This is a genomic window from Christensenella intestinihominis (assembly GCF_001678845.1).
Classification (GTDB): domain Bacteria; phylum Bacillota; class Clostridia; order Christensenellales; family Christensenellaceae; genus Christensenella; species Christensenella intestinihominis.
In genome coordinates this window covers 1-15,589 of the sequence record NZ_MAIQ01000019.1, presented here as the reverse complement: position 1 = coordinate 15,589, position 15,589 = coordinate 1, and the positions used below count along the sequence as shown (strand labels likewise).

The 15,589-nt window shown below is 54.1% G+C and carries 11 protein-coding genes; 8 read left to right on the top strand and 3 right to left on the bottom strand.

The window, feature by feature from the left end; translation table 11 throughout:
- The first annotated feature begins 132 nt into the window (after positions 1 to 132).
- The 4 genes from BBD38_RS13990 to BBD38_RS13975 all read left to right on the top strand — a co-directional run bounded on the left by BBD38_RS13990 (position 133) and on the right by BBD38_RS13975 (position 5,518).
- On the top strand, positions 133 to 2,490 hold the full coding sequence (locus tag BBD38_RS13990; protein ID WP_066689311.1) for an endonuclease MutS2: 2,358 nt from the start codon (positions 133 to 135) through the stop codon (positions 2,488 to 2,490).
- Positions 2,491 to 2,781: 291 nt separating this feature from the next.
- Entirely contained in the window at positions 2,782 to 3,222 is a 441-nt protein-coding gene (locus BBD38_RS13985; protein WP_066689310.1) for a DUF523 domain-containing protein, read from the top strand.
- A 36-nt stretch (positions 3,223 to 3,258) separates the two neighbouring features.
- Positions 3,259 to 3,930, top strand: coding sequence for a response regulator transcription factor (locus tag BBD38_RS13980; RefSeq protein WP_066689304.1), 672 nt, complete (start codon positions 3,259 to 3,261; stop codon positions 3,928 to 3,930).
- Positions 3,931 to 4,093: 163 nt separating this feature from the next.
- Positions 4,094 to 5,518, top strand: coding sequence for a sensor histidine kinase (locus BBD38_RS13975; RefSeq protein WP_066689303.1), 1,425 nt, complete (start codon positions 4,094 to 4,096; stop codon positions 5,516 to 5,518).
- A gap of 65 nt (positions 5,519 to 5,583) precedes the next feature.
- Here BBD38_RS13975 and BBD38_RS13970 read toward each other — a convergent pair whose 3' ends face one another.
- The 3 genes from BBD38_RS13970 to BBD38_RS13960 are packed head-to-tail and all read right to left on the bottom strand — an operon-like array spanning position 5,584 to position 10,016.
- On the bottom strand, positions 5,584 to 6,909 hold the full coding sequence (locus tag BBD38_RS13970) for a sensor histidine kinase (RefSeq protein ID WP_082989708.1): 1,326 nt from the start codon (positions 6,907 to 6,909) through the stop codon (positions 5,584 to 5,586).
- Positions 6,910 to 6,922: 13 nt separating this feature from the next.
- Positions 6,923 to 8,524: a response regulator gene (locus BBD38_RS13965; protein ID WP_066689302.1), complete on the bottom strand. Its 1,602-nt coding sequence runs from the start codon at positions 8,522 to 8,524 to the stop codon at positions 6,923 to 6,925.
- A gap of 16 nt (positions 8,525 to 8,540) precedes the next feature.
- Positions 8,541 to 10,016, bottom strand: a complete 1,476-nt coding sequence (locus tag BBD38_RS13960) for an ATP-binding cassette domain-containing protein (protein WP_066689301.1) — start codon at positions 10,014 to 10,016, stop codon at positions 8,541 to 8,543.
- Between the two features lie 377 nt (positions 10,017 to 10,393).
- On the opposite strand from BBD38_RS13960, the gene BBD38_RS13950 reads away from it, so the two are divergent.
- The 4 genes from BBD38_RS13950 to BBD38_RS13935 all read left to right on the top strand — a co-directional run bounded on the left by BBD38_RS13950 (position 10,394) and on the right by BBD38_RS13935 (position 15,419).
- Entirely contained in the window at positions 10,394 to 11,896 is a 1,503-nt protein-coding gene (locus tag BBD38_RS13950; protein WP_066689298.1) for a sugar ABC transporter ATP-binding protein, read from the top strand.
- Entirely contained in the window at positions 11,893 to 12,900 is a 1,008-nt protein-coding gene (locus tag BBD38_RS13945) for an ABC transporter permease (RefSeq protein WP_207644659.1), read from the top strand. Before BBD38_RS13950 ends, BBD38_RS13945 begins: the two co-directional genes overlap by 4 nt.
- A gap of 41 nt (positions 12,901 to 12,941) precedes the next feature.
- A complete protein-coding gene (locus BBD38_RS13940; protein WP_066689297.1) occupies positions 12,942 to 14,303 on the top strand; it encodes a sugar ABC transporter substrate-binding protein in 1,362 nt (453 codons plus the stop codon).
- Between the two features lie 84 nt (positions 14,304 to 14,387).
- Positions 14,388 to 15,419: a zinc-dependent alcohol dehydrogenase gene (locus BBD38_RS13935; protein ID WP_066689296.1), complete on the top strand. Its 1,032-nt coding sequence runs from the start codon at positions 14,388 to 14,390 to the stop codon at positions 15,417 to 15,419.
- The last annotated feature ends 170 nt before the right edge of the window (positions 15,420 to 15,589 follow it).

Here is a 15,589-nt window from a genome sequence, read left to right as displayed (position 1 = left end):
ATACCCTTACAGGGTTAGTGCAAACTGCGCGTTGAACGCGCAGTTATGATTATTCTACACGGCCGGAGGGAAACAAGCTGCTGCGCGAAAACAAAAAAAGTGTGATATAATATCTCTGTTATGGCGAATGAAATGAACTTACCAAAATCATTGGAATTTGAGAGGATACTCCTGCGGCTTGCGGAAAAGACGGTCTCCGCCCCGGGAACGGAAGCGGCGAAAAAAATCCATCCCGAGAGTACGCATGAAGCGGCAAAACTTTCCATGGAAAAGACGATGGAAGCGGAAACCCTGCTCATTAAGCGCCCGGGTTATCCCCTGCGCGCTTTTTCAAACATTGAGGCCGAGCTCAAACGGCTGAAAACGGGGGCCGCCCTTTCGTGCGGCGAGCTTTTGCGCGCGGCGGGCGTGTTCCGCGCGGCCAAAGCGGCGGGCCCGCTGGCAAAACCGGCGAAGGATGAAGACGTAACGCTGATTCCGGAGATGGCGCGCGGCCTTTATTATGACGGCGTGGCCCTGAAACGTATTTCAGACAGCATTTTGTCGGAGGACGAGGTGGCGGACGACGCCTCGCCCGAGCTTTCCCGCATCCGCCGCGCAATGCGCAAGGAGAACGAAGCGATCCGGGAAAAGCTGCAATCCATGATTCGCTCGCAGGGCGATGCCAAATATTTGCAGGATACGATCATTACACAAAGAAACGGGCGTTTTGTGGTGCCCGTCAAAGCGGAATACAAGGGTAACGTTCCCGGGATTGTCCATGAAAAAAGCGGCTCCGGCGCGACTCTTTTTGTGGAACCGGCGGGCGTTGTGGAATCCAACAACCGCATCCGCGAGCTTGAGGGCGAGGAAGCCCGCGAGGTTTCGCGTATCCTTTCGGAGCTTACGTCCCTGCTGTATCCTTACCAAAAGGAACTGCGGGAAGATATTGAAATACTGACCGAGCTCGACGTGCTCTTTGCCAAAGCGTCGCTTGGTCTTGAAATGAAGGCGGTCCCCGTCACATTCACCGAAAAGGGAACGCTTGAAATCAATGAAGGGCGGCATCCGCTGATCGATCCGAAAAAGGTGGTTCCCGTTTCCCTGAACCTGAAAAACGGCGTGCGCGCGCTTGTGGTTACGGGTCCCAATACGGGCGGAAAAACGGTTACGCTGAAGCTTGTGGGCCTTTTTGCGGCAATGGCGCAGTCCGGCTTTTTCCTTCCGGCGAAATCGCCGGTGCGGATGCCGGTATTCGATGGGATTTTTGCGGATATTGGGGACGAACAAAGCATAGAGCAATCGCTGTCCACCTTCTCCGCCCATATGAAGAGCATTATATTTGCCTTAAAGCATGCGCACGGCGATTCCCTCGTGCTTCTTGACGAGCTCGGGGCGGGCACGGACCCGCAGGAGGGCAGCGCGCTTGCGCAGGCCGTCCTGGCGGAGCTCGACAGCAAGGGATGCACCGTAATCGCGACGACGCATATCGGCGAACTGAAGGTGTTCGCGGGCGAACGCGAGGGCTTTGAAAATGCCAGCATGGAGTTTGACGCGGCGACGCTGACGCCCACCTACCGCCTGCTGATGGGCGTGGCCGGGCGTTCCAATGCGCTTTCCATTTCACAGAAGCTGGGGCTGCCGAAGCACGTCCTCCAAAGCGCGCGGCAGTATATGGATGAGGAGCATGTGGAATACAGCCGCCTGATCGAGACCGCCGAAAAGGCGCAGTCCCGTGCGGACAGGATGATGAACCAGGCATACCAGGCGCTTGAGGAAGCGAAAAAGCAGCGCCGCCGTGCCGAGGAAGAGGCGCAGCGCCTGAATGAAAAGCGCAAAAAGATGCTTGAACAGGCAAATGAAAAAGCAATCGAAATTATAAACGACGCGAAGGATACGGCGGAAGAGGTCATCCGGGAAACCAAAAAACTAAAGAAACAGGACGAGTCCCAGCAGACAAAGACCGTGCAAAAGGTGCGCGAAAAACTCGATCATAAAAAACAGTATATTGAAAAGCATAAGAAGCTGCAAAAGAAGGTCAAAACCCTGCAGCCGGAGGATATCCGCGCGGGCGATACGGTCACAATCGTTTCCATGGATACGCCCGCAACGGTCATAGAGCCGCCGAACGGAAAAGGGATGGTGAAGCTTCAGGCGGGCATCATGACGGTGGAATTGCATTATACGGAGCTTGCGGCAGGCAGGGAGGCGGAGGCAAAGCGCGCCCGGGAAGCCATGTCGCGCGTTACCCTGAACCGCGGGAAGGCCGTGCCGATGGAGCTTGACCTGCACGGGCAGGCGGTCGACGACGCGCTCATCATCCTGGATAAATATCTCGACGACGCGTTCCTCGCAGGCTATGCCGAGGTACGCATTGTGCACGGGCGGGGCACGGGAACGCTGCGCAGCGGCGTCCAGCAGTATTTGCGGACGCATCCGCACGTCGCGAAACAGCGGCTGGGGGAATACGGCGAGGGCGGAATCGGTGTGACGGTCGTGACCTTAAAGTGATTCGCGCACACAGGATCGGCTGTTTGAAGTTTAAGGTTACGAGAGAAGTTCTTTTTTCAAAGAAAAAAGAACCACTGGACTATCGCAATTTAATTTACACCTTCGGTTTGATTAAATTGGATACTTCATGCGTGTGCGGCGTATGTTTAAATACGCCTCCGCGGGTCGCCCGTTTGCCTTGAACTGCATCCATCCTGTGTACGCTCAAAATGTAGGGGCGGCATAGTATGCCGCCCGTTGACAGGCCCGTGTGCGTCATCCGCGCAGGGGCTGTGATTGGAGGAGATCGCCATGATCGTTGCCAGCGCGTGCCTTGGAGGCAAAAAATGCAGATATGACGGAAGCGCAAAACCGAACGCGGAGGTCGTCCGCGCCGTGCGGGAAGGCCGCGCGGTCCTCGCGTGCCCGGAAGCGATGGCCGGCCTCAAAATACCGCGCCCCCCGGCGGAAATACGCGAAGGAGACGGCTTTGACGTTTTATGCGGCAACGCCGGGGTTTATAATAAAGAAGGAGAATGTGTCACGCGGGAATTCCTAAGCGGCGCGCGAAAATTTCTCGCGTATGTCCGGAAAACCGGGGCGGACGAAGTGTGGCTGAAGTCCAAAAGCCCTTCGTGCGGCGCGGGGAAAATTTACGACGGTACGTTTACCGGAACCCTGCGCGGCGGCTGCGGCGTGACTTGCGCATTGCTCCTTGAAAGTGGTATAAAGGTAGTGGAGATTCATGAATGAACCGGGAACCGGTTCAGGTAAAAAAGGAGAAAACCGATGAAACAGAACATTCTGGTCATAGATGACGATAAAAATATCCGCGAGGTCGTTAAGCTATATTTGCGTAAGGAAGGCTACGAGGTCACGGAAGCGGCGGACGGCGCAATCGGTGCCGACCTGTTTTTCGGCAAGCAGTACGACCTTGTGATCCTCGATATCATGATGCCCGTGCAGGACGGTATTGAAACCATCAAGCAGATTCGGGCGAAATCGAATGTGCCGGTCATCATGCTGACGGCCAAGGGGGAAACGTTTGACAAGGTGCTGGCGCTCGAGCTCGGCGCGGACGACTATATCGTAAAACCCTTCGACCCGAAGGAGCTGGTCGCGCGCGTCAAGGCGGTCATCCGGCGCAGCAACCAGGAAGATAAATCGGATATCCTTGAATACCCGAACCTGAAAATCGATATGCAGAATTACCAGGTGATTTACGAGGGCAAGGAAGTACAGATGCCCCCCAAGGAAATCGAGCTGCTGTATTTCCTCGCCTCCCGTCCGAACAAGGTGTTCACCCGCGACCAGCTTTTAGAGCAGGTGTGGGGCTTTGAATATTTCGGCGATTCCCGCACGGTAGACGTCCACATCAAGCGCCTGCGCGAGAAATTTAAGGATGACGAGCCGTGGCAGATCAAAACGGTGTGGGGCGTGGGATATAAGTTCGAGGTATAAGAGGCTCCCGGGCGGGGCTTCCCGCCGTCCGGCCTATCCGGCGCCGCATCCTAAGGGACGCGGCCCCAGCCCCGCGCGCAGATTTATTTATTGTTTATTTACACTTTGGTCATAAAAAGCGGCTATAATGATCCCATAGGAATCAAAGAGACGGGGAAAACAGATGATCAAAACCATTTTTGGTAAAATAATGCTGCTCTTCATGGCGATCATAATGATCGCCCTGCTTTTGTCCGGCCTTATGATGAGCCAGGTCGTCCGCAACGCCTATCTCGACGACAGCAAGCAGCAGATGACCTCCACGGCGGACGACGTGGAGAACCTGGTGAACCTCTACGCCAACGGGGCCCTGTCCTTCTACCAGCTCAACGACCAGATCGCCGCAAAGGCGAAAGCAAACAACAACGCCATCTGGATCATCAACAGCGACCTTGCCGGATGGCTGATGAAAGACCCCAGCGGGCATACCAATGTCACGCAGGAAGAAGTCCAAACCTATTATGACGATATGATTGCCGAGCTCAATAAAGGCAATACCGTACGCAAAATTACCGAAGCAAATAACGTGTTTAATACGCCCGTGCTGACCGTCGCCACGCCTGTCATGAACGGCGACCAGATCATGGGCTATGTGTTCGTGCATAAACAGATTTATGAGATGGAGCAGTCCCTCATGGCCATGTACCGTCAGATCGTGCTTGCGGCGGGAATTTCGGCCGCGCTCGGCATTGTGCTGACCTATATCCTCTCGAGGAGCATGCTGCGGCCGCTTGGCGTCGTAACCCTTGGCGCGCGCCAGCTTGCGAAGGGGGATTTCGATATCCATCTGAAGGTCAGCTCCAAGGATGAAATCGGCCAGCTTGCAAATACGTTCAACAGCGTCGCGCGGGACCTTAAAAAGTACGAAGCGTCGCGTGAAAGCCTGATCGCCAATGTGTCCCACGAGCTCCGCAGCCCGCTTACGTCCATCCAGGGCCTTGTGCAGGCCGCGCTCGACGGCACGATACCAAAGGACGAGATCGACCATTACCTTGAGGTCGTGCTTGGCGAATCAAAGCGCCTGAACCTGCTCATTACCGATATGCTCGACCTTGCCAAGATTGAATCGGGCCAGTTTCCCATGCAAATGGAGCATGTGGATATCGGCGAGCTTATCCGCCGCGTGCTGATCTCCTTTGAGAGCAAAATAAGCGCGAAGGACCTCGAGGTGGAGGCGGACCTTACGGACGGCAAGGTGTATGTCCTCGCGGATATGAACCGCCTCACCCAGGTGCTGCACAACATCATTGAAAACGCCATTAAATTTGTGGACGAAGGGGGAAGGCTCCGCGTATCCAACGAGGTGCACGGCGATTCCGTATGGGTGAGCATCAACAATTCCGGCGGCGCGATCCCGGAAGAAGACATTCCCTATATTTTCGACCGTTTTTATAAGATCGATAAATCCCATACGCGGGAAAAAGAGGGAACGGGCATCGGCCTTTCCATTGTGAAAAACATCCTCAAGGCGCACGGCCAGAAAATCTGGGTCACCTCGAACGCGCAGGACGGCACCACCTTCACGTTTACGCTCAAAAAAGCGGATTAATCCTTATAGTGTACGGAAAAACGGTAAACGTCCGGGGAAATTTCCCCGGGCGTTTTTGTCGGAATTTATTTCGTCAGCGGAAGCTTTAACTGGACGTCCGTGCCCGTGCCCTCGGTGCTGTACACGCTGATCCCGTAGTCCTCGCCGAAGGTCAGGCGGATTCGTGCGTTTACGTTCCGCAGGCCGATGGACGAGCCTTTCGTATGCGGCTTAATTTGCGTATTTCCTTCCGAAAGGGTGGCGTTCAGCTTCCGCAGGTTTTCCTCACTGATCCCGAGGCCGTCGTCCTGTATATCGATAATCAGCCTTGTTTCGGTAATGTACGCGCTTATCATGATTTTCCCCTGCCCGATTTTCATTTCGAGCCCGTGGTAAATCGCGTTTTCCACAATCGGCTGGATAATCAGCTTGGGCACAAGGTAATCGAGGGCGTCCTCGTCGATGCGGCTGATTTTGGTAAATTTGTTGTTGAAGCGCAGGTGCTGGATATATAAATAATTGTCCACATTGTCGAGCTCCTCCCGCAGCGTCACCAGCGTGTTGTGGTTGCTGATGCTGTAGCGGAACAGCTTGGACAGGGAACGGGTCATCATCTCGATATCCTGCAGCCCGTATTCAATTGCCTGTCCGCGGATCGCCTCCAGCGTGTTATACAGGAAATGCGGATTAATCTGGCTTTGCAGGGCGTCGAGCTCCGCCTGCTTTTTCATCAGCTGGGCGTTCGACTCGCGCAGGGTCAGGGCCTTCATGTTTTCAAACAGGGTATGCAAATCGGAAAAAATCGGGGAAAACGGATCGTTCCTCCTGGCCGCGTCAAAGGTGAAATCGGTTTCCCCCTCGATTACGCCGTGCAGAATGCGCTCCACCTTGGCAATCGGGTCATACATCTTCCGTTTAATGACGAAAAGGATGCAGATAAAAACGGCGACATAAGCAATGCTGATCCATACCGCAACCACCATATCCATCCGGTAGGAAGGATAGAGGTAATATGCGGTTATGCCGTTCGCGAGGGAATGGGAAAACACAGTGCTGTCACCGTCCTCCACCGTTTGGCCGTCCAAATCCGGCACGGACGAAAAGATAATTTTGCCGCTTTGGTCCGTAAGGACAAGCCGCCCGGAATAGTCGTCAAAGTTGTCCTCCGGCGGCGCGCCGCCCCATAAAAGGTCGAGCTCCTGGAAGGCAAGGTTGGCTTCGGCCCGGCCGAGGGCCAGCCGCTGCTGGTGCAGGGTTTCCGAGGAAAAAAGCGTATACGCGACGGGCAGGGCCACAAAAATCGCGGCGCAGGCAACCAGCAGGACGGTAAGCCCCGTCCCGATCTTGCGGCTGCTGACCCCCGAAACCAGCTTCTCGATGCGCTTTTTGAATGAAGTAAAAAATTTTGGCATATACGCTCCTTGGTCAGCAGTGCAGCTTCCTGAATTCGGAAGGGGTAACTCCTACGATCTTTTTAAACAGCTTGCTGAAATATTTGATATCGCTGTAACCGACGCGCGAAGCGATCTCGCTGACCCGGCAGCGCGGGTCCACCAGATAGTCCTTGGCCTTTCCGATGCGCACGGCGGAAAGGTAATCGCTGAAATTAACGCCCGTTTCCTTCTTGAACAGCTCGCTGACATATTTGGGGTTCAGGTACACCTGCGCGGCGAGGTCGCTCAGGCTGATATCCTCGCTGAAATGCTCCTCGATATAATTCCTCAGGATTTCGATGGTGGATACCGTTTTGTTTTTCTGGGAATCGCACATTTTCCGCCCCAGTTCAAGCAATTCCGCCAGGTATTGCTTCAATTGGCCGACAGAATTTAACGATTCGATTTTTTGTTTTGCCGCCTCCTGCGGCTGCATTCCGGCAAGGGATATGCCGCAGCCCGCAAGGGCGGCATACAGGGAATTGATAAATTCAAGGGCGAAGCGGAAAAGTATGCCGGGGTTGTCCGTAAGCTTGTTTTTATCAAATTTTTCAAAGATATACGCCGTGGCCTCCCGGGCGCTGTATTCGCACGTATGGTTCAAATAGCGCAAAATCAGGTTTTTGTAACTGGGCGGGAACAGCTCGTGGATTTCCGGGGACGGCGTCTGGCCGCCGAGGCTGATAATCCGGTCGGTCCCGAGAATCATACGCGCGCGCACCGCGTCCTGCGCGGAATGGAAGGAGGCGGGAAGCTCGGTAAAGGAACGTACGATACTGCCCGCGCCGAGCGTCACGCTGTACCGCGAAATATCGGGAATGTAATTCCTGCATTGGTGGAAAATTTCCTCCGCGGTAACCCGGATCAGGTCTTCGCTTTCCGGCGAAAAATTGGCGGCGCATACGGCGGAAAGGTTGGCGCGGACAACGCATACGTCAAAGCAGCAGGGCTTCAAAAGCCGGTACCAATGGTCCATAATCCCCTGGAAAATAACGGGGCTCGCGGTCGGCGCGGTCCCGCTTTTTTCGTCCAGCATCATCTGGAATACCTGGAAGCATCCGTCGCGGTAGGAAAATCCAGATTCCCTGTTGAACTGTTCCAATGAAAAATAAGACGGCTGGGGATTTACCATCAGAAAATTGTACATAAATTGCTCGCGGAATTGCCGCTTGCTTTTTTTAAGCTCCTCGTGGAGCGAACTGGATTCCTCCGCCGTGTTCCCGAAAACGCTGTCCTTAAGGCGGACGAGCAGGGCGGAAAGGTCTTCCGGCTCAACAGGTTTCAAAAGATATCCGAGCACATTGAGGTCAATTGCGGTTTTGGCATATTCAAAATCGCTGTAGCCGCTGATAATTACAAATTTTGTCCCGGGGCTGATCCTTTCGGCCTCGCGGATCAGGCTCAGCCCGTCGATGCCGGGCATGCGGATATCGGTAAACACAAGGTCGGGCTTTTCCGCGGCAATGGCCTCCAAAGCCTCGGTTCCGCTGTATACCTGCCGGGTCACCTCGTAGCCGTAGCTTTCCCAATCCACAATATTGCAAATCAGCTTGCACACCCAAACCTCGTCATCCACAATTATTGTCTTTATCATCTGTGTGCTCCTTTGTCTATTTTTGCATCAATTCAATAATTTTGCTTTGCTCCGCTTCCGGCTTTGAAAGCTCTCTCTTAATCGCCCCGCCGCTCAATACCAGGAACCGGTCGCATATTTCAAGGCTTTCCTGCATGTTCGAGGAAACGATAACGAACGTGCAGCCCTCCTCCGCCATCTGCTTGATCCCCGCGCGTATCTCCTTCTTTGTTTCAAGGTCAATTCCGTTGGTCGGTTCATAAAGGAGCATAATGCGGGGCTTTGCCGCCAGGCACTGGATAAACTGAATCTTCTGGCGCAGCCCGCTGCTCAGCCGCCCGGCCACAATCGGAAGAACGGAAGGCGGGATGGAAAATGCTTCCAGCAGGCTTGCGGCATAATGCTTTTCAATATGCGGCTTGATCCATCCCAGGCTGCTGACGCGTCCGGCGGCGGCCAGGGTAATGTTTTCCATCACGGTCAGGTCCGGAAGGAGGTGCGATTTTTCCTTCATTGATGTAAAGTATGAAATGCCGAGCCGTACGGCGTCGCGCGGAGACCGGATGGAGGCGGGCTTTCCGTCAATCAAAACCGCGCCTCCGGTTTTGTGGACAAATCCATAGAGCAGTTGGAGCAGCACGCTTTTATTGGAATCCACAGGCCCCACGATTCCCAAAATTTCACCGCGGTAAATCTGGAAACTGATATCGTGGAGAACCCGGCAGGAAAGATTCCGGGCCTCCATAATTACATCGTCCCGCCGCACCTCTTCATAAGCCCGCGCGCCTCCGCCCTTACCCGCCATCACGGTCAAAAGGTCTTTCTGGTTAAAGTAAGGGCTTTGCCTGTCAAACATCCCGACAGCCACCCCGTCCCGCAATACCAGGATTCGGTCGGCGACCTGCAAAGCATCCCGGATATTGTCCGTCGCATAAATGACGGAAGCTCCCTTTGCTTTCAGGTGCGCAATTACGTTAAGGATTTTTTGGTTAAACGAGCCGGAATACGGCAGGGGCGGTTCGTCAAAAATCAACAGGCGCGGCCCGAGGTTCAGTACAGCCGCAAGCTCGACAAGGGATTTTTCGGAAGCGCTCAGGTCCCGGGTCAGGGCATAGGGGCTCCGTTCAAGGCCGACAAGCCGCATCAGCGCCTTCGCCCGGGCGGAAATTTTCCGGTAATGAATCCAGCCGCGGGGATGCGCCGGAATACATATGTTTTCGGCAATGGAGAGCGAATCGACGATTCGCCCGCAATGCTGGACGATGTGGATGCCGAGCGCCTGCGCCTTTTCCAGGGAATAATCGGAAAGCAGCCTTTCGCGGAAGAAAAGCTTCCCCGTGTCCTCCTGCAAAATTCCCCCGAGGATTCTCACAAGCGGCGTCTTTCCCGCGCCGTTCACCCCCAGGATCGCCAGCGTTTCCCCTTCGAATAGATTGAAGGTAATATGGTCGAGGATCATATCCTGATGAAAAAATTTGCATAAAAATTCAACGCGAAGCAATTCAGTTTTCAAGCGGAAGACCTCCTTCAAACAGTCCTGCAAGCGGGCAGGCATTCTATTCAGCAAACCGGAAAGTACGGATCATTTCAAAAAAGACACGAAAAGTAATGTTTTTTTCTCCGATCATTATACCCGATGCCCGCTGAAAAAAAGTAGGGGTCTAATTATGGATTCGGGGGGTCTGGTTCCAGATGGGGCGCCGCGGGAGCGGGAAAACCTATTCCATTTATGGATTAAGCCTCCGCAGCCTCCCGGAAAAGTACGGGAGATCACCCCCCTTTTTCTGACCCGGCGCGTCTTTGTCCTCACACAAATCCTTAGTATAATGCACTTAATCAAATTCCACAAATTAAATTAGCCAAAGATAAAATGAATAAAGAGGTGCAAATATGGCATATACGCATGAAGTTGAAATGACTGATATATGCAAAAGTTTTGGCGGGATCGCCGCCCTGGAACACGTGAATTTCTGTGCGGACCGCGGCGAGGTCCACGCGCTGATGGGGGAAAACGGGGCGGGAAAATCGACCCTTATGAAAATACTCGCAGGCGCGTATTCGCGTGATCATGGGGAAATCAGGATAAACGGGGAAAAAAAGGAAATCAACAGCACAAAGGACGGGCGCGACGCGGGAATATCCGTCATTTACCAGGAGTTTGCCCTGGCGCCCCACCTTACCGTCGCGGAAAATATACTGATTGATAACCTGGGCGAGGGGAAACCGGTAATCGACTGGAACCATTTAAACCGGCAGGCCCGGAAGATACTGGACTGGCTTGGTTTCGGGCACATCGACGTACGGGAAAAGGTCGAAAACCTTTCCGTCGCCTACCAGCAGGTCGTTGAAATCAGCAAGGCGCTTTCGCGCAATTCCAGCGTGCTGGTGTTCGACGAACCGACGGCGGTGCTCGCGTCCAGCGAAGAAAAACAGCTGTTTAAGATCATCGAAACCCTGAAAGGGCAGGGGGTTTGTATCATTTATATTTCCCACCGCCTAAGCGAAATATTTGCGGTGTGCGACAAGATTACGGTCCTGAAAGACGGGAAGAATGTAGATACCGTCACCACCAAAGATATCACGGAAGAGCAGCTGGTCAAAATGATGGTCGGGCGCGACCTCACCGAAATGTTCCCGCCGAGGAACGCAAAGATCGGCGGCGTGACAATGAAGGTGGAAAACCTTTGCTGCGGCAAAAAAGTGCAGGATGTTTCCTTCGAGGTACGGGAGGGGGAGGTCCTCGGCATCAACGGCCTTGTCGGCGCGGGACGGACGGAAACGCTGCGCGCGGTGTTCGGCGCGGATAAGAAGGATTCGGGAACCATTACCCTCGGCGGAACGCCCGTGCAGATCACTTCCTCAAAGAAAGCGGTATCGCTCGGCATCGGCATGCTCCCCGAAGACCGCAAAAAGCACGGGGTCCTCATCAACCAGCCAATCCGTGTGAATATGACGCTTGCAAGCTTAAAGGAGCTCTCCGGGGCGCTCGGGTGGATCAACAGGAAAAAGGAAGACGAGGTGATCGGCGACCTCGTGGATAAACTCAAAATCAAAATCGGAAGCATTGAGAACGACGCCTCGAGCCTTTCGGGGGGAAACCAGCAAAAGGTAGCGCTTGCCAAATGGCTTGGAAGCAACTGCAAAATATTGATTTTCGACGAGCCCACCCGGGGCGTGGACGTCGGCGCCAAGGTCGAAATTTACCGGATCATCAACCAGCTGGCAGAGGAAGGCGCGAGCATCATCATGATCTCGTCGGAAATGCCGGAAATTATCGGAATGAGCGACAGGGTCCTCGTCATGAGGGAAGGAAAGGTCATGGGCGAGCTCAATAAAAACGAAATCAGTGAAGAAAACCTGATTAAACTGTCAATGGGGGTAGAAAATATATGAACACAACAGGCAATACGGAAATGATGGAAATCAAAAAAAAGATGACTGTAAAGGAATTCCTGATCAGGTATAACGCCATACTGATCCTGGCGGCGCTCATTATCATCTCGGCGATCCTGTCCCCGGTGTTCCTGAGCACGCAGAACATCTTCAATCTTCTCCGGCAAAATACGCCGATCATGCTGATCGCAATGGGAATGCTGCTCGTGGTTCTTACCGGCGGGATCGACCTTTCGGTCGGCTCCATCGCGGCCGTTGCGGGCATGATGATTTCGGTCAGTATCGTGTCCTGGAACTGGACGACAGGCTTCGGTATTTTCATGGGGGTCGCCCTCACGCTCATCGTTGGCCTGGCGCTTGGCGCCGTCAACGGCGCGTTTATCGCATTCCTGCGGATGCCCGCCTTTATCGTAACCCTCGCCATGATGACAATCGGGCGCGGCATCGCCTACCTGGTCACCAACGGCCAGCCAATCCGCTGGCCGGAAGGAACGGGAGCGCAGGCGCTGCTTGATTTCGGCAGCAAGGGAGTAGGGGTTGTCCCGTGGCCGGTTATCCTCGGCGTCGCAGTATTGGTCGTGTTCTGGCTGCTCTCCAAATATACGGTGTTCGGCAGGCTCGTGATCGCGACGGGCTCCAACCAGGACGCGGTTACCCTCGCGGGCATCAACGCCAAAAAATATAAATTCGCGGTCTATGCCATCAGCGGCCTTATGTGCGCCCTGGCCGGAATCGTCATGACCTGCCGCTCCGGGACGGGAACGCCGATTTCCGGGGAAGGCTACGAGCTTGACGCAATCGCGGCCTGCGTCATCGGCGGCGCAAGCCTGTCGGGCGGGCGCGGGTCTGTCGGCGGGACGATCATCGGCGTGCTGATCCTCGCCCTTATCACAAATATCATGAACCTCTTAAGCGTTCCGGCCTATCCGCAGCAGATCGTAAAAGGCATTATCATATTGGCCTCTGTATTCGTGCAGAGCGTCAGCACAAAAAACCAGGATTAAACATTTCTTTACGAAGAATAAAAATAAATGGAGGAAAAGAAATGAAAATGAAAAAATGGTATTCTCTTCTGGCAGTTGTAGTGGTAGCGCTGCTCCTGATGACAGCCTGCACCCCGGCGGAAACGACGGCGACGGAATCGGCTTCCGCGTCCGCACCGGCGGAAACCAGCGCAGGCACGGAAGCGAGCGCTGAAGAATCGGCTCCCGCATCCGCCTCGGCTGAGACCGCCTCGGGCGATGTGCATGAAATTTATCAGCTCATGCCCAAACTCTCCCTCGCGGGCATCGTCAACCCATATGTGGAAGACCGCGCGGACCTTGACAAGGCATGGCCCAAAGAACCCGCAACGGAAGGAAAGCTGAAAATTGGCTGGACGGAAATCAACCAGTCGAGCGATTGGTTTATCGCGGTCAAGAACAGCGCGGAAGAAAAAGCGAAAGAATACGGCTATGAGCTTGAGTTCCTGATTGCGGAGGATGATCCGCAGACGCAGAGCCAGCACATCGATACCTTTATCACGCAGGGCGTTGATATCATCGTAGTCGATCCGGTCAACTCGAGCGCGCCGGTGGCGGATATCAACCGCGCGGTGGAAGCCGGCATCCCGGTACTCTGCGTAGGCGCGGTTCCTGAAGACTGCGCGGCCCTTACCACGCTTTGCTCCAATACATTCATGAACGGCTACCTGACAGGGCAGTATATGGCGGAACAGTTTGCGGCGGACGAAGAGATCAACGCAACGATGATTGTCGGCGTAATGGGCAGTTCCTGCACGGAAAGCCGTCTGTGCGGCGCGGTATCCGGCATCCTGAAACAGAGGATGGAAGCAAAAGGGACTCCCTACGCTTCGGATGAAGACGCATGGCTGGCCGGCTATAACCTGTTCGAGGAAATCAAATCGAACGGAAAAGGCGGCAGCGACGAAGCGGGCTTCCAGGTAACAGGTTATGGTACGGGAAGCTGGACGATTGAAGGAGGCCTTGCGGCAGCGGAAGACCTGTGCACCGCCAATGCAAACATGAACCTCATGATTGCAGAAAATGACTTTATGGCAGCAGGCGGGATCAAAGCGCTCGCATCCGCGAACATGAAAGACCAGGTAAAGGTTGGTTCGGTTGCGGACGGCACGCGTGAAGGCCTTGACCTTATCAAAAACGGCGACCTGCTGTGCACGGGCCTCAATTCCGGTATTGAACAGGGCGGATGGGCGATTGACTTTATCCATGCTATCTTTGAAGAAGGCAAGGACTGCTCCGACCTTCCGCTTGAATCCCTGTTTACCCCGGGCGTTATCAGCAAGGAAAATGTTGACGAAATGTACGACGCAAACATTGGTTTCTATAAGACGCAGGAATTCCAGTTCCCGCAGTCCATTCCGGAGCTGAAAGCGGAAAACAAATAAAACCAACCAGACAGGCTATCATTATTCCGAAGGCTTCCCGGATTCCGGGAAGCCTTCGGATAAAAATAAGAGGGGACACAAAAAATGAGACAAGTAGTATTAACGGCGCCGAAACAATTTGAAATCCGGGAAGTACCCGTGCCGGAAATCACGGAAACCCAGGTGCTGATCCGGGTGCATGCAGTTGGGATTTGCGGGTCGGATATCCATGCATACTATGGCGAGCATCCATTTATTACGTGCCCGATTGTGCTTGGCCATGAAGCGACGGGCGAAGTTGTAAAAGTGGGCGAAAAGGTTGAAACCATACAGCCCGGGGACCGTGTCATCTACCGTCCGCAAAAGATTTGCGGCGAATGCAGCTTGTGCAGGGAGGGCCGCTATAACGTCTGTAAGGAGCTTGCGGTATGGGGCTGCCAGGATACCGGGGCGAGCTCCGACTATTATGCGGTGGAAAAAGAACTGGTTTATAAAATACCGGACCATACGGAATATGGGGAAGGAACCATTATCGAGCCGCTCGCGGTGGGCGTGCACGCGGTAAAACGGGGGCTTGGCGACGTAAAAGGAAAAAAAGTCTGGGTCATCGGTGCAGGAACAATTGGAAACGTAGTCGCCCAGAGTGCAAAAGGGCTCGGCGCCGCGGCCGTCATGATTACCGATGTATCGGACTATAAGCTTGAAATGGCAAAAAAATGCGGAATCGACTATCCGGTAAATATTAAAAACGAAGATGTTGCGCAGGTGATGCGTGAAAAGTTTGGCGAAGACGGGGCGGATGTGGTCTATGAATGCAGCGCGAATGAAAAGGCGCTCAACCAGGCCCTGGATATTGTAAGAAAAGGAATTAATATCGTCATTGTAGGGGTATATGGCAACCGTGCGGCAGTCAACCTGGCCAATGTGCAGGACCGGGAATATTCCCTCATCGGGACGCTGATGTATACGGAGGAAGACTATATCGAGGCAATCGGCCTCGTGCGTGACGGGAAGGCGGATTTGAAGTCCCTCATCAGCAGGGAGTTCCCGCTGGAACAAACCGCCGAGGCCTATCGGTATATCGAGGAGCATAAAGACGACGTCCAGAAGGTAATTCTGAACGTAACGGCAAGGTAAGGAGACAAGCGAATGAAATTCGGGACATATTTTGCGTATTGGGAGCGGGAGTGGAATGCGGATTACGCGGCCTACTGCAAGAAGGTGGCGGACCTCGGCTTTGATATCCTCGAGGTGGCCGCGGGCGGTCTCGCGGAGAAAACGGACGCGGAGCTTTTTGATATCAAACA